Source organism: Nocardioides sp. JQ2195 (assembly GCF_012272695.1).
In the GTDB taxonomy this organism is placed as follows: Bacteria; Actinomycetota; Actinomycetes; order Propionibacteriales; family Nocardioidaceae; genus Nocardioides.
The window spans coordinates 1,175,669-1,193,497 of the sequence record NZ_CP050902.1; the positions used below are offsets into that span (position 1 = coordinate 1,175,669).

Sequence of the window (17,829 nt, forward strand, 5' to 3'; positions counted from 1 at the left end):
GGGCTAGGCGACCATCACCCGCTCGGGCGTACGCCGGGTGTTCGGCGCCTGGTCGACGCGCCAGGCCTCGGCAATCCTGGTGACCGCCTGCTCGAGCTCGTCGACGGGACGGGTCCACGGGATGCGGACGAAGCGCTCGTAGCCGCCCTCGGCGGAGAAGACCGGCCCGGGTGCGAAGACCACGCCGCGTCCCTCGGCCTCGAGCGCCAGGGACGATGCCTCGGCGCGGGGCAGCTCGCACCACAGGGCCAGGCCGCCGGTGGGCGTCCGGAACCGCCAGTCGGGCAGCTCACGTGCGACGGAGGCGACGAGTGCGTCGCGCTGCTCCCGCAGGCGCTCGCGGTGGGCCTCGAGGATCTCCTGCGGCGCGCGGAGCAGGTGGGCGGCGACGAGCTGCTCGAAGACAGGCACTCCGAGGTCGAGGGTCAGCCTGGCCTGGGTGAGCGCATCCATCCGTGCCCGAGGGGTGCGGACCCACCCCACGCGCAGGCCGCCCCACAGCATCTTGCTGGTGCTCCCCACGGTGATCGCCTCGCCACCGGCCGCCTCGACGTAGGCGGCCATCGGCAGCGGCATCTGCTGGCCGTCCAGGGCCAGGGCCTGATGCGCCTCGTCGACCAGCGCCACGGTCCGCGCCGAGGCCAGCACCGCGGCGTACTCCTCACGCTGTGCGTCCGGCATCAGGTTGCCGGTCGGGTTCTGGAAGTCCGGAATGGTGTGCACCAGGCGTGGGGCGGTCTGGCGGATGGTGGCCGCGATGCCGGCCAGGTCCCATCCCTCGACATCGAGACTGGCGCCGACCAGCCGCGTCGGCCGGACGCCCAGGGCGCCAGCGGCGTTCGGGTACCCCGGCACCTCGGCGACGATGCGGTCACCGGGGCCGGTCAGGGCGCTGGCCACGACGGCGGTGGCGGCCAGCGCGCCGGGCGTCACCATGATCTGGTCGGGATCGGTCGGCAGCCCTCGGGCGTCGTACGACGCGGCGATCGTGCGTTGCAGCTCCGGAAGGCCGACGGGGTAGTAGCCATGGTCCACGAGGTAGCCCGGCAGCTCGGCCATCGCAGCCTCGTAGGCCGCCCCGACCCCGGGTGGCGCCGGGGCCGCGGCACAGTTGAGGTCGATCAGGTCGGTGGCGTCGGTGCGCGGGGTCAGCACTCGGTCCGGGGCCCGGCCCGGACCGCCGGGGACCCGGGTGAAGGTGCCGGCGCCGCGACGCGCCTCGGCGTACCCACGATCGCGTAGGGCGGCATAGGCCCGGGTGACGGTGGTGCGGCTGACCCCCAGGGACTCGGTGAGCTCGCGCTCACTCGGCAGGCGGGCCCCGTGACCGATCCGGCCGTCGGCGATCAGGGCGCGCAGCGCCTCCGCGAGGCCGGCATAGGCAGGGGCGCGGTCGAAGCCGCCGACCAAGGTGGCCACTGCGGTGGCGGAGATGAACCGGGTCATGCAGTCCACTCTGTCATGATTGGCTATTTGTTCAAGGGCCAATCGGGATGATCATGGAGTCATGTCCGTTGCTTCCGCCTCCGCACGCCGTCAGCTCTCGGACCTCGGGCCGGTCGCCCAGCTGCGAGCCGGCCGCCTCGCCCGCCGGCTCCCGCAGCTCGCGGTCGGGCTGGTCCTCTACGGCGTCTCCCTGGCGATGATGGTGCGTGGTGCGCTGGGGCTCGCGCCGTGGGACGTGCTGCACTCGGGCTTCATCCGCCACGTCCCGATCACCCTGGGCCAGGCGGTGGTGCTGTTCAGCTTCGTCGTGCTGCTGCTGTGGATTCCGCTGCGTGAGGTGCCCGGGATCGGCACGGTCGCGAACGCACTCGTGGTCGGCATCTCCGCCGACGCCACGCTGGCGCTGCTCGACCAGCCCGACGGCTGGACCGCGCGCATCGCACTGCTGGTGGTCGGGGTCGTGGCCAACGGGCTGGCGACCGCGCTCTACATCGGTGCCCAGTTCGGCCGGGGACCGCGCGACGGGCTGATGACCGGGCTGGCTCGACGGACCGGGCTCTCGTTGCGGCTCGTGCGCACCGGGCTGGAGGTCGCGGTCGTCGTGCTCGGCCTGTTGCTCGGAGGTGCGCTGGGCGCTGGGACCGTGCTCTACGCGCTGGCCATCGGTCCGCTGGCGCAGCTGATGCTGCCTTGGTGCACCGTCGAACTCGAACTGACGCAACCCCCTCGATAGTCCCCAACGTCACGCAGGTGAACCGTGGCTTCTGACCTGCGAGACGTTGGGGACTATCGAGGGGAGGATGAGGAGGGGGGAGGGGATCAGCGACGGGTGGCGATGATCGCGGACGCGTCGGGGGCGATCATCACCTCGACGGCGGTGAACCGCTCGTCCGTCAGCCACTGCTCGCGCAGGGTGTCGACCCGGCCGCCGGTGATCGGCGGCCACATCTCGCACGGCACGAAGTCGTCGAGCACGACGATCCCGCCCTGCTCGACGAGCTCCACGATGGAGTCGACGCCGACCGCGGAGGGCGTGCCGGAGTCGAGGAACAGCAGGGAGAAGGGGCCCTTGTCGCGCAGCGTCGACCAGTCCGCGGCCAGCACCTCGACCGAGTCGTCGTCCTCGAAGATCTCCGCAGCCGCGCCAGCCAGCTTGGCGTCGAGCTCGGCGGAGATGATCCGAGCCCCGGGCTGTACGCCGGAGCGCAGCCACGCCGTGCCGACGCCGCAGCCGGTGCCGAACTCGGCCAGCGTGCCCGTGCGGGTGGCGGCCAGGGTGGCCAGCAGGCGGCCGGTCTCGTTGCGGCAGAACGACACGTAGCCGGACTTGCGTGAGACGTCGAAGGCGCGGGAGACGATGGAGGGGAGCTCGGGCGGGGCACTCATGGGCCGAGTCTCTCATCATGGGAAAGGTGTCTCGCATCGTGAACAGTTTGTGAAACGCGGCTGCGCGGCGCCCGGAGGCGGCGTACATTCCTTCCATCATGCGGAACGTGCTCGTACTCATTCACTGCCGCGGCGAGGCCTGACAGAAGGCCACCTCGCCGTGGCGAGTGGTGGTTGTACGGGCCTTCTTCCATCTGAAGACGTCCCGCGGCGGAATCGACTGCAGCTCAGCGCGATCCGCAATCTCTGGTCCTGACGGACCTTCCCGTGGCCCCGTGATCCGTGTGTCCCGGTCTCCGTCTCCCCGTCGCGGGGCGTTGTCTGCCCATTCACCAACGCACCCGCACCAGACCGAACGGAGAAACCGATGTATGACATGTACCCCGAGTGGGGACCGGCCAGCCACAACCCCGAGAACCCGCGCAGCCCGGAAGCGGTCCAAGCCGCTCTTGACCTGCGAGACAACGGCGGACCCCGCCCCGACGACAACTAGATTTCACTCATGACCAACACCTCCTCCCTCTCCGGTTGCAAGCTCGCCGTCATCCCTGGCGACGGCATCGGACCCGAAGTCACCGCCGAAGCCCTCAAGGTCCTCGAGGTGGCGGCGCCCGCCAGCGTGAAGTTCGAGCAGACCCGGTACGACCTGGGCGCCGAGCGCTACCTCACCACCGGTGAGGTCCTTCCCGACGGTGTGCTGGAGGAGATCCGCGACCACGACGCGATCCTGCTCGGGGCCGTGGGTGGCAAGCCGAACGACCCGAACCTGCCGCCCGGCATCCTCGAGCGTGGGCTCCTGCTCAAGCTCCGCTTCGAGCTCGACCACTACGTCAACCTCCGCCCGTCCCGGATCTTCCCCGGCGTCACCTCGCCGTTGTCGGAAGCGGTCATCGGGGGCGGTGAGGTCGACTTCGTCGTCGTCCGCGAAGGCACTGAAGGCCCCTACACCGGCAACGGCGGCGCCCTGCGCGTCGGTACGCCGGCAGAGGTGGCCACCGAGGTCAGCGTGAACACTGCCTTCGGTGTGGAGCGCGTCATCCGTGACGCGTTCGCCCGGGCCCAGCGCCGCCCGCGCCGGAAGCTGACCCTGGTCCACAAGACCAACGTGCTGGTCAACGCCGGCTCCGTGTGGTGGCGCCTGTTCGAGACCGTGGGCGCCGAGTTCCCCGACGTCACCACCGACTACATGCACATCGACGCGGCGATGATCCACATGACCACGGATCCCACCCGCTTCGACGTGATCGTCACCGACAACCTCTTCGGCGACATCATCACCGACCTGGCCGCTGCCATCACCGGCGGCATCGGGCTCGCGGCGTCCGGAAACATCAACCCGGACCGCACCGCGCCCTCCATGTTCGAGCCCGTCCACGGCTCCGCGCCCGACATCGCCGGCCAGCAGGTGGCCGACCCGACCGCAGCGATCCTGTCGGCGTCCCTCCTGCTCGACCACCTCGGCCTCGCCGACGCCGCCGCTGCGATCGAGACCGCGGTGCTCGCCGACCTGTCCGAGCGCGCCCCGGGCACCTCGCGTCGTACGTCGGAAGTCGGCGACGCGATCGCCGCGCGAGTAGCCGGCTGACCGCTCGACTCCACCAGCACTGGTGCCGGGCACGTTCTTCGACGTGCCCGGCATCACTCATTTCACAGAAGGTCAGATAGTTTGATGTCCATGGAGATCAGCACCACCCTGAGCGAGCAGCCCGTCGACGATGCCCGGCTGGCAGAGATCTTGGCCAACCCCGGCTTCGGCACGCACTTCACCGACCACATGTTCACCGTCGAGTGGACCCCGGAGAAGGGATGGCACGACGCCCGCATCACGCCGTACGGCCCGTTGAGCATGGATCCGGCGACCGCCGTCCTGCACTACGCGCAGGAGACCTTCGAGGGCATGAAAGCCTACCGCCAGCCGGACGGCTCCGTGGCCACGTTCCGCCCCGAGGCGAACGCCCAGCGGATGGTGCTCTCCTCGCAGCGACTCGCGTTCCCGGAGCTGCCGGTCGAGGACTTCGTGCAGGCGGTCGACGCCCTGGTGGAGGTCGACCAGCGCTGGGTGCCCGAAGCAGCGGGGGAGAAGAGCCTCTACCTGCGCCCGTTCATGATCGCCACCGAGGTGTTCCTCGGTGTGCGCCCCAGCCAGCACGTCACCTTCATGGTCATCGCCTCGCCGGCCGGCGCCTACTTCAAGGGCGGCATCAAGCCGGTCAGCCTCTGGCTCACCGAGGAGTACACCCGCGCCGGTCGCGGCGGCATGGGTGCGGCCAAGACCGGCGGCAACTACGCCAGCTCCCTCGTGGCCCAGCAGGAGGCCACCGCCCACGGCTGCGACCAGGTGGTCTTCCTCGACGGCCAGGAGGGCACCTACATCGAAGAGCTCGGCGGCATGAACATGTACTTCGTCTACGAGGACGGTCGCATCGTCACCCCCGAGACCGGCACCATCCTCGAGGGCATCACCCGCTCCAGCGTCATCGAGCTGGCCGAGGGACTGGGCCACAAGGTCGAGGAGCGCAAGATCTCCATCGACGAGTGGCGCGAGGGCGTGGCCAGCGGTGCGATCACCGAGATCTTCGCGTGTGGCACCGCCGCGGTGATCACCCCGGTCGGCAGTCTCAAGTGGGACGGCGGCGAGGCGGACTCCGTGACCGGCGACGAGGGCGGAGAGCTGACGATGAGGATCCGCCAGGCACTGGTCGACATCCAGTACGGCCGCGCGGAGGACACTCACGGCTGGATGCACCGCATCGGCTGACAGACCGCCGGTCGCGCCCGGTCGTCGTGCGCACGGTGTCGCCGTACGCCGGGACCGGTGCGGCGCGCGGGTTGGCAGGGTTGGTCGGCCCAGTTGCGGGTAATCTCGCGATGTGACGACGACCGCTGGCGACACCCCCGGGCAGCAGGCTCCACCCGGGATGCGTGTGGGTGACTACACCCTGCTGGCGCGCATCGGCGAAGGTGGGATGGGCGTGGTCCACCTCGCCCAGAAGCCTGGTGGCGAGCGGGTGGCGCTCAAGGTCCTGCGCCCCCACGTGGTCAGCGACGACGAGGCGCGTGCCCGGCTGGCGCGCGAGGTCAGCTCGCTGTCCCGGGTGCGCAGCGCCCGGGTCGGGGAGATCGTCGACGCCGACCCCTGGGGCCCGATCCCGTTCGTGGCCACACGCTACGTCCCCGGCCTCGCCCTCAACGCCCACGTCCGCGAGGAGGGCGCGTTGCGTGGGGACGACCTGGTCTGGTTCGCGAAGGGTCTCCTCGAGGCGCTGCGGGCGGTGCACCGGGTCGGCGTGCTCCATCGCGACGTCAAGCCGTCCAACGTGTTGATGGAAGGACGCAACCCCGTCCTGATCGACTTCGGCCTGGCCCGGTCCGCCGAGGACGCGAGCATCACGCGCACCGGCTGGTTGCTGGGCACGCCCGGCTACCTGGCACCCGAGATCCTCTACGGCCACACACCGACAGAAGCCGCCGACCTCCACTCGTGGGCCGCGACCGTGGCCTTCGCCGGCACCGGGCGGCCGCCGTTCGGCAGCGGCCCCTCGGTCGCGGTCATGGACCGGGTCAGGCGCGGCGAGCACGACCTCAGTGGCCTCGACCCGGAGCTGGTGCGGCTGATCGCGGCAGCACTCGCGCCCGAGCCGTCCGAGCGCCCACGGCTCGAGGAGCTCCTCGACGCCCTCGACGGATCGGCGACCCGGGAGAGACCGCGGGGCGCGGTGCAGGAACCGGCGACCTTGCCGCTCGCCGGCCTTGATGCCCAGAGCCGACTCGACGGGGACGCCCCGCGCACCCTCCGGTTCGACGACGAGACGCCCCGGGGTCGTTCGCCGCACACGGACCGCCCGGTGCCGATGCGTGAGCCCTACCAGCAGCCCCCACCCCTGGCCCCGCCCGTGCGGACCGGGTGGACCGAGCGCCTGCGCCGGTGGGTCCTGGGCGCGGCTCTCCTCGCAGCAGTCGCCGCCGGGGTCGTGCTGGCGCCCGCCGTGACGTGCGCGGTCGTCGCCGCCGCGACCGTTGTCCTGCGCAGCCTGTCCCTCTCGAGCAGCGCCGCGCGGGCACGCCGTGAGGCACGAGGTGCCAAGTGGTACGACGGAGTGCTCGCCGTCGGCTCGGCTCCCTGGCACTTCCTCGTCTCGCTGCCGGGAACCCTCATGCTCCTGGTGTGGACCGCGCTCATCGTCGCGTGCGTGGGGCTGGTCCTGGTCGCGCTCCGGCTCGATGACCTCGTCGTCCTCGGCGTGAGCGGGTTGGCCCTCGGGGTCTTCCACTGGACCGGCCCCGGCAGCTCACGGCTGCGTTCGCCGACCTCTGGGGTCGGCAGGGCGCTGGCCCGGGCCACTATGCCGTGGGCGCTCAGCACGCTCCTCCTGCTCGCGTCGGCGGCAGCCATGCTCTGGGTGGCCGAGGGAGGGGGCACGTCGTGGTTCCCCCTCGACGCCTCCCCCTGGGGCGCGGGCACGTGGCTGGGACGCCACGTCTGATCCGAGCGTCGCGAAGCTGTGGCCCGCGGCTGGCCGGGGGCAGCGATCAGGCGTTGGAGACCCGAGGGCCGGGAACCCTGCCCCGGTTGACGGCGGCCATGTGCTCGCCGGCCAGTCGGCGCAGAGCCGAGAAGATCGGATCGAGCAGCACCAGCGAGGCCGCCAGGGCCTGGGGACGCTCGGCGTCGGGCAGGGAGTCGAGCTCGGCCTGGTCGCTGCGTGCGACGTGGGCGGCGGCCTCGGCGCAGACCCGGAGCCGGTCCTGGTCGACGTCCAGGCCCACGGAACGGGCCGCCTCGAGGGCGTTCCGGAGCGCGGGGAGGTGCGGGGAGTCGGGGGCGATGTGCCAGCCCATCTCACGCAGCACGTCGGCATCGGCGGTCCGGTCGTCGAACCGGGTGTCGGCCGGACCGGCAATGGCGGCCTGGACCAGCGACACCCTCACGTCAGGGTCTCCGACCGGCAGGTCGATGGCGTCCAGGATCCGTTGGATCTCGGCCAGCGACAGGCGCCCGGCACCGAGCATCGCGCGAATCAGGCGGAGCCGGGCCAGGTGGGTCTCGTCGTACAACGCCTGGGTGGCGCTGGTGGCGAACCCGGGGTGCAGCAGGCCGGAGCGGAGATAGAACTTCACGGTACCGACGGGCAACCCGGCGCGCTCACTGAGCTTGCTGATGCGCATGGTGGACTTCCTTCACGATGTTGCTGTCGATCGACTGATCAAGCCTAGGTCGCAGAACCCGGGTTCCGCAGGCAAATGGGCAGGGTCGCATCGCGAGACACCGGCCACAGGTCGAGGAGTCCGTGTCACACTGGCGCGGTGAGCCACAGCACGATCATCATTGCCTAGCGCGTCAGGGTTTCCTGACGCGCAACCTCTCGTTCCTCGAGAGGTTTTTTTGTTGCCCGAGCCGACCGACGAAGTGAGCTGAGATGGACCTCCAGGGGCCGTTCCACGTCTACGACACCACGATGCGCGACGGCGCGCAGCAGGAGGGGCTGAACCTCTCCGTCGCCGACAAGCTCACCATTGCCGGCCTGCTCGACGAGCTCGGTGTCGGCTTCATCGAGGGCGGCTGGCCGGGCGCGAACCCGAAGGACACCGAGTTCTTCCGCCGTGCCGCCGATGAGCTCAGCCTGCAGAACGCCGAGCTGGTCGCCTTCGGCGCGACGCGCAAGGCGGGGGCGGCTGCGGCTGACGACCCCCAGGTCGCCGCACTGCGGGAGAGCCGCGCGCCCTACGTCACCCTGGTCGCCAAGTCGCACACGCGCCACGTCGAGCTGGCGCTGCGCACCACCCTCGCGGAGAACCTGGCCATGGTGCGCGACACGGTGGCCCACCTGCGCTCCGAGGGTCAGACGGTGTTCCTCGATGCCGAGCACTTCTTCGACGGCTTCCGCCTCGACCGGTCCTACGCGCTGGAGGTGCTGCGCACGGCGTACGACGCCGGTGCCGAGGTGGTCGCGCTGTGCGACACCAACGGCGGGATGCTGCCCCACTGGGTCGGTGAGATCGTCGCCGACGTGATCGCCGAGACCGGCGGACGGGTCGGCATCCACGCCCACAACGACACGGGTTGCGCGGTCGCGAACTCGGTCGCGGCCGTGCAGGCCGGGGCCACCCACGTGCAGGGCTGCATGAACGGGTACGGCGAGCGCACCGGCAACGCCGACCTGGTCACCGTGGTCGCGAACCTCGAGCTCAAGCTGGGCCGGCGGGTGCTCCCGGAGGGTGCGCTGGCCGAGTCCACCCGGATCGCCCACGCGGTCGCCGACATCACCAACTTCCCGCCCGCCTCCCGCCAGCCGTACGTCGGCACCTCCGCGTTCGCGCACAAGGCCGGCCTGCACGCCTCCGCGATCAAGGTGGACCCGAACCTCTACCAGCACCTCGACCCGGTCGAGGTCGGCAACGACATGCGGCTGCTGGTCTCCGACATGGCCGGGCGGGCCTCGATCGAGCTGAAGGGCAAGCAGCTCGGCTACGACCTGTCCGGTGACAAGGACCTCGTCACCCGCCTGACCAACAAGGTCAAGGACCTGGAGTCGCGCGGCTTCACCTTCGAGGCCGCCGATGCGTCCTTCGAGCTGTTGCTGGTGGAGGAGGCCGAGGGCGCGCGGCCGTCGTACTTCGACGTCGAGTCGTGGCGGGTCATCACCGAGACGACGCCCGACGACGAGGCAGCCTCCGAGGCGACGGTGAAGCTGCGGGCCGGGGGAGAGCGGTTCGTGGTGACCGGAGAGGGCAACGGCCCGGTGAACGCGCTCGACCACGCGTTGCGGCAGGCCATCGGCCAGGCGTATCCGGAGGTCGCGAAGTTCGAGCTGATCGACTACAAGGTGCGGATCTTCGACCAGGGGCACGGCACCGACGCGACCACGCGTGTGCTGATCGAGACGAGTGACGGTGAGTCCTCGTGGGTGACGGTCGGCGTCGGCCACAACGTGATCGAGGCGTCGTGGGGTGCGCTGGTCGACGGCCTGACGTTCGGCCTGCGGCGTCACCACGTCTGACCGTCGGCGACGCACGTGGGCTGGCTCACGGCTGGCACCGGAATTCCGCTCAGGCAACACGGGTTGGGGAAGACAGCTGAAGTCCCCATGACCCAGGAGCTCCTCCATGTCCGACACCCGTGTCCTCGTCCTCGTCGGCAGCCTTCGCGCCGACTCCCTGAACCGTCGCATCGCCGAGACCCTGCGCGACCGCGCGCCCGAGGGCATCGACATCGAGATCGCGGAGGGCCTGGGCGAGCTGCCCTTCTACAACGAGGACCTCGACGGCGACACCGTTCCCGAGCCCGCGTCGCTGCTGCGCAAGACCGTGGCCGAGGCCGACCGGGTCCTGGTCGTCACCCCCGAGTACAACGGCACGATGCCGGCCGTCCTCAACAACGCCATCGACTGGCTCTCCCGGCCCTACGGCCAGGGTGCGCTGGTCGGCAAGCCGTTCGCGGTCATCGGCGCCACCCCCACGCCGTACGGCGGTCAGTGGGCGCACGAGCACACCCGCAAGTCGGCGACCATCGCCGGGGCGAGGGTGGTCGAGGACATCGTCGTCTCCCAGTCGGCGATGGAGGGTGACATCCTCGCCGACGAGGCGATCGTCGCGACGCTGGTCGACGCCGTGCAGGCCCTCGTCGACGCCTGATCCGTCCGCAGCCCCTAACGAACGGCAGGTAGAACCGATCGGTTCGCCTGCCGTTCGTCGTGCAGTGCCCAGGACCTGGCGGCCCGCTGGAACGCATTGCCGTCGAGCATCCCGGCCCCGCTGGGGATCACCGAGTCCATGCGTACGCCGGTCACCCGGGGCAGGTCGGCACGGTTGCAGGTCTCTGCCAGCCCGGGGGTCGCGGGCCAGGCGCCGATGATCAACCCGGCCGGCTCGATGCCCCGCCCGCGCAGTGCGCCGACGGTGAGCTCGGTGTGGTTGAGCGTGCCGAGCCCGGCCCGGCACACGACGTACACCTCGGCGCCCAGCTCGACGGCCAGGTCGAGGATCGTGCCGCCCTCGGTGTCGAGCCGGACCAGCAGCCCACCGGCGCCCTCGACGAGGACGGTGTCAGCGGTGATCGTGCGCACCCGCTCGGCGTGCTCGCCCACGGTGGGGATGCGTACGTCGCGCAACCGGGCCGCGCTGTCCGGCGCCAGTGGATCGGGCAGCCGGGTGAACTCCCGCACCGCACAGCCGGACAGCCGGTGGATCTCGTCGGCATCGCTCGGCTCCGCCGGAGACCACGCCTCGGGCGGTGGGCCCGTGTCGCGCGACGCGGTGGTGTCACCGACGCCGGTCTGCGTCGGCTTCACGACGGTCACGGTGCCCCGATCGGTGGCCCGGACCGCGAGGGCCGCAGTGGCGATCGTCTTGCCGACACCGGTGTCGGTGCCGGTCACCACGATGACGCGACTCATCCACGCACCACCTTCACGATGGCTTCGACGGCGCGCTCCCAGTCGGCCTCGGCCAGACCTGCGTTGCAGGTGATGCGCAGCCGGGAGACCCCGTCGGGGACCGACGGCGGACGGAAGCAGCCGACGCGGATGCCCTCGGCCAGGAGCGCTGCCTGGTGGGAGAGGCCGGTCGTGGGAGAGGTCATCGGGACGGACAGCACGGCGCCGACGGGCAGCGTCACACCCAGCGAGCTGCCGAGTGCGGCGACCCTTCGTCGGATCACCTCGGGCAGACCGGGCCCCGAGCGCAGCAGCCCGAGGGCGGCCAGGGCGCCTGCAGCGGGAGCGGGGGCCAGTGCGGTGTCGAAGATGAACGGACGAGCCCGGTTGACCAGGTGGTCGCGCAGCTCCGCGGGGCCGAGCACCACACCACCCTGGGCGGCGAGAGCCTTGGACAAGGTGGCAGTGACGACGACGTTCGGATGCCCCGCAAGCCCGAGCTCGTGCACCAGTCCGCGGCCGCCGGAGCCGACGACGCCCAGCCCGTGGGCCTCGTCGACCACGAGCAGTGCATCGTGGTCGGCACACGTGGCCGCGAGCTCGGCCAGAGGGGCCGCGTCACCGAGCACGGAGTAGACCGACTCGGCAAGCACGAGGCAGCGTCGGTCGCCGGCCCCGGCCAACGCTTGCTGCACGGTGGCCACGTCGTTGTGCGCCGTCACCCGGAAGGCCGCGCGCGAGAGGCGGGTGGCGTCGATGAGGGATGCGTGGACGTGGGCATCCGAGACCACGAGGGCCTCACGGTCGGCCAACGCGGTGACCACCGAGAGGTTCGCGTGGTAGCCGGTGGAGAACACCAGGGCGGACTCGTGTCCGGTGAAGGCGGCCAGCTCGCGCTCGAGCTCGTCGTGCAGCGACAGGGTGCCGGTGACGAGCCGCGAGGCGCCCGACCCGGCGCCCCAGGTGAGCGTCGCGTGGGCCGCGGCTCGCGTGACGACCGGGTCCCGCGAGAGACCGAGGTAGTCGTTGCCGGCCAGGTCGAGCGTGTCGTCGTCCACCCTGCGTGGGTTGAGGGTCCTGGTGAGGCCCAGGGCGTCGCGGTCGCTGGCCTGTGTCCCCAACCACGCACTCCAGCGGCTCATCCGGCACGCACCGCCGCACCGATCGCCCTGCAGATGCTGGCCAGGTCGTCGTCGGTCGCGACGTAGGGCGGCATCGTGTAGATCAGGTCGCGGAACGGGCGCACCCACACGCCGTTCGCGAGAGCGGTCGCCGTGGCCGCCTCCACGTCGACGTCGTGGTCCAGCTGGACCACCCCGATCGCACCGATCGTGCGTACGTCGTGCACGCCGCTGGTGTCCCGCAGGGGTGACAGTCCGCGTTCCAGCGCAGTGTTGATGCGGGCGGTGTTCGCCGACCAGTCGCCGGCGAGGAGCAGGTCGATCGAGGCGGACGCAACCGCGCAGGCCAACGGGTTGCCCATGAAGGTGGGACCGTGCATGAGCACGCCGGACTCGCTCGTCGAGATGCCGGCGGCGATCTCCGACGTGCACAGTGTGGCGGCCAGCGTGAGGTAGCCGCCGGTGAGTGCCTTGCCCACGCACAGGATGTCGGGGGTGACCAGCTCGCTGACGAACAGCGGGCCGGTGCGGCCGAAGCCGGTGGCGATCTCGTCGAAGACGAGCACCAGTCCGTGCTCGTCGGCGACCTCGCGCATCACCTGCAGACAGGCCGTGTCGTAGGCATGCATCCCACCGGCACCCTGCAGCACGGGCTCGACGATGATCCCGGCCAGGTCGGGTGCGTGGGCGTCGGCCAGCGCGGAGAAGCCGGCGGCCCAGGTCGCGACGTCGCCGCCCGGCGGGGGCGGCGTGTCGCCGAAGACGTGCTGGGGCAGGAGGCCGGTGAACATGGAGTGCATGCCGCCGACCGGGTCGCACACGCCCATGCAGCCGGAGGTGTCGCCGTGGTAGCCGCCACGCACGGTCAGGAACCGCGTGCGCTCGGGCCGACCGATGCCACGCTGGTGCTGCAACGCCATCTTCAGCGCCACCTCCACGCTGACCGATCCGGAGTCGGCCAGGAACACGTGGTGCAAGGCATCCGGAGTGACGTCGACGAGGCGGCGAGCCAGCTCCACGGCCGGGCGGTGGGTCAGGCCACCGAACATGACGTGTGCGAATTCCCTTGTCTGGTTGACGATTGCCTCATCGAGGACCGGGTGGCGGTAGCCGTGGATCGCTGACCACCAGGAGCTCATCGCGTCGACGACGTCGGCGCCGTCGACCGTGAGACGAACGCCGCTCGCGCCCGTCACCACTCGGGCCCGGGTGGGCTCCGTCATCGACGTGTAGGGATGCCAGAGGTGCTCGCGGTCGAGGGCGAGCAGCTCGTCGGTGGCGAGGCTCACGCGTTCGCCGGTGCTCGGGTGCCCGCTCCGCGTCGGCGGATCTCCGGGTTCTGTCCACCGCCTGCGGTCGTGGCCTCGGCGCCGAGGATCACGAAGCCGCCGTCGCGGAGCATCTCGAGGTCGGCCTCGGCGTTCTGGCCCTCGGAGGTGAGGTAGTCGCCGAGGAAGATCGAGTTGGCCACCTGCAGCGCCACCGCCTGCAGCGAGCGGAGGTGCATCTCGCGGCCGGCTGCGATCCGGATCTCCTTGTCGGGGCACACGAAACGCGCCATGGTCAGGATCCGTAGGCACCGCATCGGCGAGAGCTCCCACGTGTTCTCGTAGGGCGTGCCGTCGAAGGGCATCAGGAAGTTCACGGGGATGGAGTCGGCATCGAGCGCCTTGAGCGCGAAGAGTGCTTCGACCAGTTGCTCGTCGCTCTCGCCGAGCCCGGCGATCAGCCCGGAGCAGGGGGAGAGACCAGCCGACTTCGCCTTGCCGATCGTGTCGATCCGGTCGTCGTAGGTGTGGGTCGAGACGATGTTGTCGTGGTTGCTCTCCGCGGTGTTGATGTTGTGGTTGTAGGCATCGACACCAGCGGCCTTGAGCCGGTCGGCCTGCCCGTCCTTGAGCAGCCCGAGACAGGCACACACCTCGACCCCGTCGTACTCGCCCTTGATGGCCTCGGTCATCTCCACGACCCGGTCGACGTCACGGTCTGAGGGTCCGCGTCCCGACGACACCATGCAGACCCGGGTGGCTCCGCCACGCAGTCCGGCCGACGCCTGCTCGAGGGTCTCCTCGGTGGTCAGCCAGGAGTACTTCAGGATGGGGGCCCGCGACCCGAGTGCCTGCGAGCAGTAGTTGCAGTTCTCCGGACACAGGCCGGACTTCAGGTTCACCAGGTAGTTGACCTTGACCGTGTTGGCGAAGTGCTCGCGGCGCAGCCGGCCGGCCGCGGCGACCGCAGGCAGCAGCTCCGCATCGGTCGTGCGCAGCACGGCCAGGGCGTCGGCCTCGGTCGCGTCGTCCCCGTCGAGGATGCGCTGGGCGAGTTGGTCGAACGGGAACGACATCTGCGGATCTCCTGGGTGGTCGCGAGGGGGCGGGTGGTGCCCGGCTCACGGTGCTGGTCGAAGGGTCAAACCTGAACGGTGTTCAGGTTACCCCACGAACCGCGGGTCCCTGACGCGCGAGCGGTCAGTCGTCGTCACCGATGCCGCGCGCGGCCAGGGCATCGCCGGTCTCCATCGCCCGAGCGACCACCCGGATCACGAACGGCGACAGGTAGGCGCGCGGGTGGTGGCCGAGCCCCCGGGCTCGAGCTGCGTCGCGGGTCTCGAGCGCCAGGGTGACGGTGCCGGGGAGCGCTCCGATCGCGAGGGCGAACGCCAGTGCCACGCGATCCGGGTTCACGCCGATCCGGCGGAACGGGCCGAGCCAGCGCACGATCGCGTCCAGCATCGCGTTCACCGAGGTCGTCGAGGTGACCACGACGGCCGCCAGCGCCAGCGTGACCAGGTCGACGAACGTCTCGACCGCCTTGGCCCCGCCGTACCACCACCACTGGAGGAGCGACACGAAGGCGGCCAGGACCAGGATGCTCCGTGACGCGCGCAGCAGGGTGCCCACCCGAACCCGCGCCACCAGGACGAGTGCCAGCGCCACGCCCAGGAACGCGAAGGCCGCGGGCATGCTGCGAGTCAGCACGATGGCGAGGCTGAACCCACCCAGCGCGAGCACCTTTGAACCCACCGGCAACCGGTGCAGGAACGTGGTGCCGGGCTGGTAGATCCCGACGAGGAACTGGCTCACGTCGTCACCGAGGCGACGTAGTGGTCCACGGCAGCAGCAGGGTCGCCGTCGAAGACAACCGCAGCGTCATCGACCACCAGGACCCGGTCGCAGCGCGCGGCCAGGTCGAGGTCGTGGGTGACCAGCACCAGCTGCTGGGGGATCGACAGGAGGAGGTCGCCGATGCGCCGGGTGTTGGCGAGGTCGAGCAGAGTCGTGGGCTCGTCGGCCACGACGATCGTGGGCTGCACCGCGAGCACGCCGGCCAGAGCCAGCATCTGCTTCTGCCCGCCCGAGAGGGAGTGCACCGAGTCGTTGGCGTGGTCGAGGAGCCCGTGCTCCCGCAGCACGCCCATGGCCAGCTCGCGACGACGTGAGGACGACCGTTCCCGGCGGCGCAGCGACAGCTCCACGTCTTCCACGCAGGTCGGCATGACCAGCTGCGCTGCCGGGTCGGTGAAGCAGAACCCGACCGTACGCCGCACTGCCGCGGCGTCACGGCGTACGTCGAGATCGTCGATGCGCACGGTTCCGGAGGTGGCGTGGACCAAGCCGTTCAGCATGCGGGCGAGCGTCGACTTGCCCGAGCCGTTCGCGCCGATCACCCCGATCCGGTGCTCTGTCAGGGTCAGCGTGGTGGGCGCCAGGACCGTGCGGTCACCGCCGTCACCGGGCAGCCTGACGACCACCCCGGCCTCGTCGAGCTGGATCCGTGGCACTTCCTCAACCGCGTTCGAGCAGGCGCGGGAAGGCGCGGTGCACCTCGGCCGCGATCAGTGCCACCAGCGTCGTCTTCACGAAGTCGCCGAGCCAGAACGGCAGGTCGTAGGTCATCGCTTCGTGCCACGTGATGTCGAAGTAGAGCTTCATGCCGGCGATGCCCATCGGGTGGATCACCAGGACGCTGGCCGCGGCCGAGCACAGGAACACCAGCAGGGCGCGGGTGCGTCGCTGTCGGGCGACGTACTTCACCAGGAAGCCGCCGACCAGGGCGGCGATCGGGAAGGACCACAGGTAGCCCGCACTGGCGCCGGTGAAGGAGCCCAGGCCGCCGGAGTGCTCGGCGAAGACCGGCAGGCCGATGGCGCCGAGGCCGAGGTAGAGCGCCACCGACAGGAAGCCTCGGACCGGTCCGAGCAGGCAGCCGGTCAGCATCACCGCGAACGTCTGGAGGGTGATCGGCACGCCGGCCGCGCCGACGGGGATCGCGCCGATGTAGGCGCACGCGGAGATCAGCGCGGCGAATGCGGCGATCAGGGCGATGTCGGTGGTGGGCGCGGTGGTGCGCGCGCGGCCCTCACGGGGCAGGGACTGCGTGGTCAAGGCTATGGTCTTTCCTGCTGGTGGAATTCCGATGGTGTGGCCGGGTGAACAGTGTTCAGGTTAGGGTCGCTCCTGAGCATCGTCAACGCGGAGGGACCTGCATCACATGCGCTATCGCCGCAACGACATCGTCGAGCACGCGCTCGTCGTGCTCGACGCCTACGGACTGGCCGACCTCTCGATGCGGCGCCTGGCCGGTGAGCTCGGGCTGCAGCCCAGCGCGCTCTACCACCACGTCGCCAACAAGCAGGCCCTGCTGGCCCTGGTCGCCGACGAGATCCTGCGGCGCGGGGCCCGTCCGCGCCCCGAAGGTCCTTGGGCCGATCAGGTCGCCGCGATCGCACGCGAGCTGCGCGACGCCATGCTCGCCTATCGCGACGGGGCCGAGCTGGTCGCCACGGTGCACGCCTTCGGCCTCGGCGCGGCGGCACCGGCCGTCGACCTCGCTGCGGCGTACGACGACGCGGGGCTGCCCGCGGAGCTGGTCCCGGTCGCGGTCAGCACGGTCCTGCACTTCGTGTTCGGCGACGCCATCCAGGAGCAGACCCACCTCCAGGCCAGCAGCGTCGGAGCGATCGCGGACCAGCCCAGGGAGGGCTCCGACTTCGAGCTCGGGCTGGCGTTGATCCTCGACGGCATCCGGGTGCAGGCAGGGGAGACCGTGCGATGAGCGCGGTTCGCCTGATCCGGGCGCCGGGGCTGGCCGACACGCCCTATGCCTACGCGGCCACGGCTCCTGCCGGTGCGCGGTTGGTCTTCCTGGCCGGCAGCTGCCCGATCGACGAGGAGGGGGCCACGGTCGGCGTCGGTGACGTGGCCGCCCAGGCCACGCGCTGCGTGGACAACCTGGTCACTGCGCTCTCGGTCGCCGGTGCCGGGCTCGACGACGTGATCAGCACCCGTGTCCTGGTCGCCACGACGAGTCGGGACGACCTGGTCGCCGCGTGGGAGGTCGTCGCAGCGGCCTTCGGTGACCACGACGTGCCGAGCACGCTGCTGGGAGTGACCGTGCTGGGCTACGCCGACCAGCTCGTCGAGATCGAGGCCGTGGCGGCCGTCGGCGACTGAGCTCGTCCCGGTCCCGGTGGTGGTGGTCGTCGTCGCCCGTCGTCCTGGTGA

The 17,829-nt window shown here is 70.8% G+C and carries 18 protein-coding genes; 8 read left to right on the forward strand and 10 right to left on the reverse strand.

Translation table 11 applies throughout. The features are described 5' to 3' along the window. Positions 1 to 3 precede the first annotated feature (3 nt). Positions 4 to 1,446: a PLP-dependent aminotransferase family protein gene (locus ncot_RS05620; RefSeq protein ID WP_168616725.1), complete on the reverse strand. Its 1,443-nt coding sequence runs from the start codon at positions 1,444 to 1,446 to the stop codon at positions 4 to 6. Positions 1,447 to 1,507: 61 nt separating this feature from the next. Here ncot_RS05620 and ncot_RS05625 point away from each other — a divergent pair, with 61 nt between their 5' ends. Next, a complete protein-coding gene (locus ncot_RS05625; protein WP_168616726.1) occupies positions 1,508 to 2,179 on the forward strand; it encodes a hypothetical protein in 672 nt (223 codons plus the stop codon). Between the two features lie 86 nt (positions 2,180 to 2,265). Here the strand turns inward: ncot_RS05625 and ncot_RS05630 are convergent, their stop codons facing one another. Continuing rightward, the gene (locus ncot_RS05630) at positions 2,266 to 2,832 is read right to left on the reverse strand and encodes a class I SAM-dependent methyltransferase (RefSeq protein WP_168616727.1); all 567 of its coding nucleotides are present in this window, start codon (positions 2,830 to 2,832) and stop codon (positions 2,266 to 2,268) included. Positions 2,833 to 3,334: 502 nt separating this feature from the next. Here ncot_RS05630 and ncot_RS05635 point away from each other — a divergent pair. From ncot_RS05635 to ncot_RS05645, 3 genes are all read left to right on the forward strand, one after another. Beyond that, positions 3,335 to 4,417 (forward strand): 3-isopropylmalate dehydrogenase, encoded by a 1,083-nt coding sequence (locus ncot_RS05635; protein ID WP_168616728.1) that lies wholly within the window; start codon positions 3,335 to 3,337, stop codon positions 4,415 to 4,417. Positions 4,418 to 4,507: 90 nt separating this feature from the next. Continuing rightward, the gene (locus tag ncot_RS05640) at positions 4,508 to 5,590 is read left to right on the forward strand and encodes a branched-chain amino acid aminotransferase (protein ID WP_168616729.1); all 1,083 of its coding nucleotides are present in this window, start codon (positions 4,508 to 4,510) and stop codon (positions 5,588 to 5,590) included. Positions 5,591 to 5,702: 112 nt separating this feature from the next. Then, positions 5,703 to 7,316 carry a serine/threonine-protein kinase gene (locus ncot_RS05645; protein ID WP_168616730.1) on the forward strand — a complete coding sequence of 538 codons (1,614 nt, stop codon included), beginning with the start codon at positions 5,703 to 5,705 and terminating at the stop codon, positions 7,314 to 7,316. Positions 7,317 to 7,362: 46 nt separating this feature from the next. On the opposite strand, the gene ncot_RS05650 is transcribed toward ncot_RS05645, so the two are convergent. Beyond that, positions 7,363 to 7,998, reverse strand: coding sequence for a MerR family transcriptional regulator (locus tag ncot_RS05650; RefSeq protein WP_168616731.1), 636 nt, complete (start codon positions 7,996 to 7,998; stop codon positions 7,363 to 7,365). A gap of 251 nt (positions 7,999 to 8,249) precedes the next feature. Between ncot_RS05650 and cimA the strand changes: the two genes are divergently transcribed. Next, positions 8,250 to 9,830 (forward strand): citramalate synthase, encoded by a 1,581-nt coding sequence (cimA, locus tag ncot_RS05655; RefSeq protein WP_168616732.1) that lies wholly within the window; start codon positions 8,250 to 8,252, stop codon positions 9,828 to 9,830. A 106-nt stretch (positions 9,831 to 9,936) separates the two neighbouring features. Next, positions 9,937 to 10,464, forward strand: coding sequence for an NAD(P)H-dependent oxidoreductase (locus ncot_RS05660; RefSeq protein ID WP_168616733.1), 528 nt, complete (start codon positions 9,937 to 9,939; stop codon positions 10,462 to 10,464). A gap of 14 nt (positions 10,465 to 10,478) precedes the next feature. On the opposite strand, the gene bioD is transcribed toward ncot_RS05660, so the two are convergent. From bioD to ncot_RS05695, 7 genes are all read right to left on the reverse strand, one after another. Continuing rightward, positions 10,479 to 11,225, reverse strand: coding sequence for a dethiobiotin synthase (bioD, locus tag ncot_RS05665; RefSeq protein WP_168616734.1), 747 nt, complete (start codon positions 11,223 to 11,225; stop codon positions 10,479 to 10,481). Continuing rightward, entirely contained in the window at positions 11,222 to 12,346 is a 1,125-nt protein-coding gene (locus ncot_RS05670; RefSeq protein WP_168616735.1) for an 8-amino-7-oxononanoate synthase, read from the reverse strand. The genes bioD and ncot_RS05670 overlap by 4 nt, the downstream gene beginning before the upstream one ends. After that, positions 12,343 to 13,614 (reverse strand): adenosylmethionine--8-amino-7-oxononanoate transaminase, encoded by a 1,272-nt coding sequence (locus ncot_RS05675; protein WP_168616736.1) that lies wholly within the window; start codon positions 13,612 to 13,614, stop codon positions 12,343 to 12,345. Before ncot_RS05675 ends, ncot_RS05670 begins: the two co-directional genes overlap by 4 nt. Further along, entirely contained in the window at positions 13,611 to 14,669 is a 1,059-nt protein-coding gene (gene bioB / locus ncot_RS05680) for a biotin synthase BioB (protein ID WP_168616737.1), read from the reverse strand. The genes ncot_RS05675 and bioB overlap by 4 nt, the downstream gene beginning before the upstream one ends. A gap of 124 nt (positions 14,670 to 14,793) precedes the next feature. Beyond that, on the reverse strand, positions 14,794 to 15,408 hold the full coding sequence (locus tag ncot_RS05685; protein WP_168616738.1) for an energy-coupling factor transporter transmembrane protein EcfT: 615 nt from the start codon (positions 15,406 to 15,408) through the stop codon (positions 14,794 to 14,796). Beyond that, positions 15,405 to 16,106, reverse strand: a complete 702-nt coding sequence (locus ncot_RS05690) for an ABC transporter ATP-binding protein (RefSeq protein ID WP_168616739.1) — start codon at positions 16,104 to 16,106, stop codon at positions 15,405 to 15,407. The genes ncot_RS05685 and ncot_RS05690 overlap by 4 nt, the downstream gene beginning before the upstream one ends. Before the next feature lie 4 nt (positions 16,107 to 16,110). Beyond that, positions 16,111 to 16,710, reverse strand: coding sequence for a biotin transporter BioY (locus ncot_RS05695; protein WP_168616740.1), 600 nt, complete (start codon positions 16,708 to 16,710; stop codon positions 16,111 to 16,113). 106 nt (positions 16,711 to 16,816) lie between these two features. Here ncot_RS05695 and ncot_RS05700 point away from each other — a divergent pair, with 106 nt between their 5' ends. Continuing rightward, complete coding sequence (locus ncot_RS05700) at positions 16,817 to 17,380, forward strand: TetR/AcrR family transcriptional regulator C-terminal domain-containing protein (protein WP_168616741.1); 564 nt, start codon at positions 16,817 to 16,819, stop codon at positions 17,378 to 17,380. After that, complete coding sequence (locus ncot_RS05705) at positions 17,377 to 17,778, forward strand: Rid family hydrolase (RefSeq protein WP_168616742.1); 402 nt, start codon at positions 17,377 to 17,379, stop codon at positions 17,776 to 17,778. The genes ncot_RS05700 and ncot_RS05705 overlap by 4 nt, the downstream gene beginning before the upstream one ends. The last annotated feature ends 51 nt before the right edge of the window (positions 17,779 to 17,829 follow it).

Coding starts and splice junctions, on each gene's coding strand:
- ncot_RS05620 (WP_168616725.1), bottom strand. CDS start 1,446: ATGACCCGGTTCATCTCCGCCACCGCAGTGGCCACCTTGGTCGGCGGC.
- ncot_RS05625 (WP_168616726.1), top strand. CDS start 1,508: ATGTCCGTTGCTTCCGCCTCCGCACGCCGTCAGCTCTCGGACCTCGGG.
- ncot_RS05630 (WP_168616727.1), bottom strand. CDS start 2,832: ATGAGTGCCCCGCCCGAGCTCCCCTCCATCGTCTCCCGCGCCTTCGAC.
- ncot_RS05635 (WP_168616728.1), top strand. CDS start 3,335: ATGACCAACACCTCCTCCCTCTCCGGTTGCAAGCTCGCCGTCATCCCT.
- ncot_RS05640 (WP_168616729.1), top strand. CDS start 4,508: ATGGAGATCAGCACCACCCTGAGCGAGCAGCCCGTCGACGATGCCCGG.
- ncot_RS05650 (WP_168616731.1), bottom strand. CDS start 7,998: ATGCGCATCAGCAAGCTCAGTGAGCGCGCCGGGTTGCCCGTCGGTACC.
- cimA (WP_168616732.1), top strand. CDS start 8,250: ATGGACCTCCAGGGGCCGTTCCACGTCTACGACACCACGATGCGCGAC.
- ncot_RS05660 (WP_168616733.1), top strand. CDS start 9,937: ATGTCCGACACCCGTGTCCTCGTCCTCGTCGGCAGCCTTCGCGCCGAC.
- bioD (WP_168616734.1), bottom strand. CDS start 11,225: ATGAGTCGCGTCATCGTGGTGACCGGCACCGACACCGGTGTCGGCAAG.
- ncot_RS05670 (WP_168616735.1), bottom strand. CDS start 12,346: ATGAGCCGCTGGAGTGCGTGGTTGGGGACACAGGCCAGCGACCGCGAC.
- bioB (WP_168616737.1), bottom strand. CDS start 14,669: ATGTCGTTCCCGTTCGACCAACTCGCCCAGCGCATCCTCGACGGGGAC.
- ncot_RS05700 (WP_168616741.1), top strand. CDS start 16,817: ATGCGCTATCGCCGCAACGACATCGTCGAGCACGCGCTCGTCGTGCTC.
- ncot_RS05705 (WP_168616742.1), top strand. CDS start 17,377: ATGAGCGCGGTTCGCCTGATCCGGGCGCCGGGGCTGGCCGACACGCCC.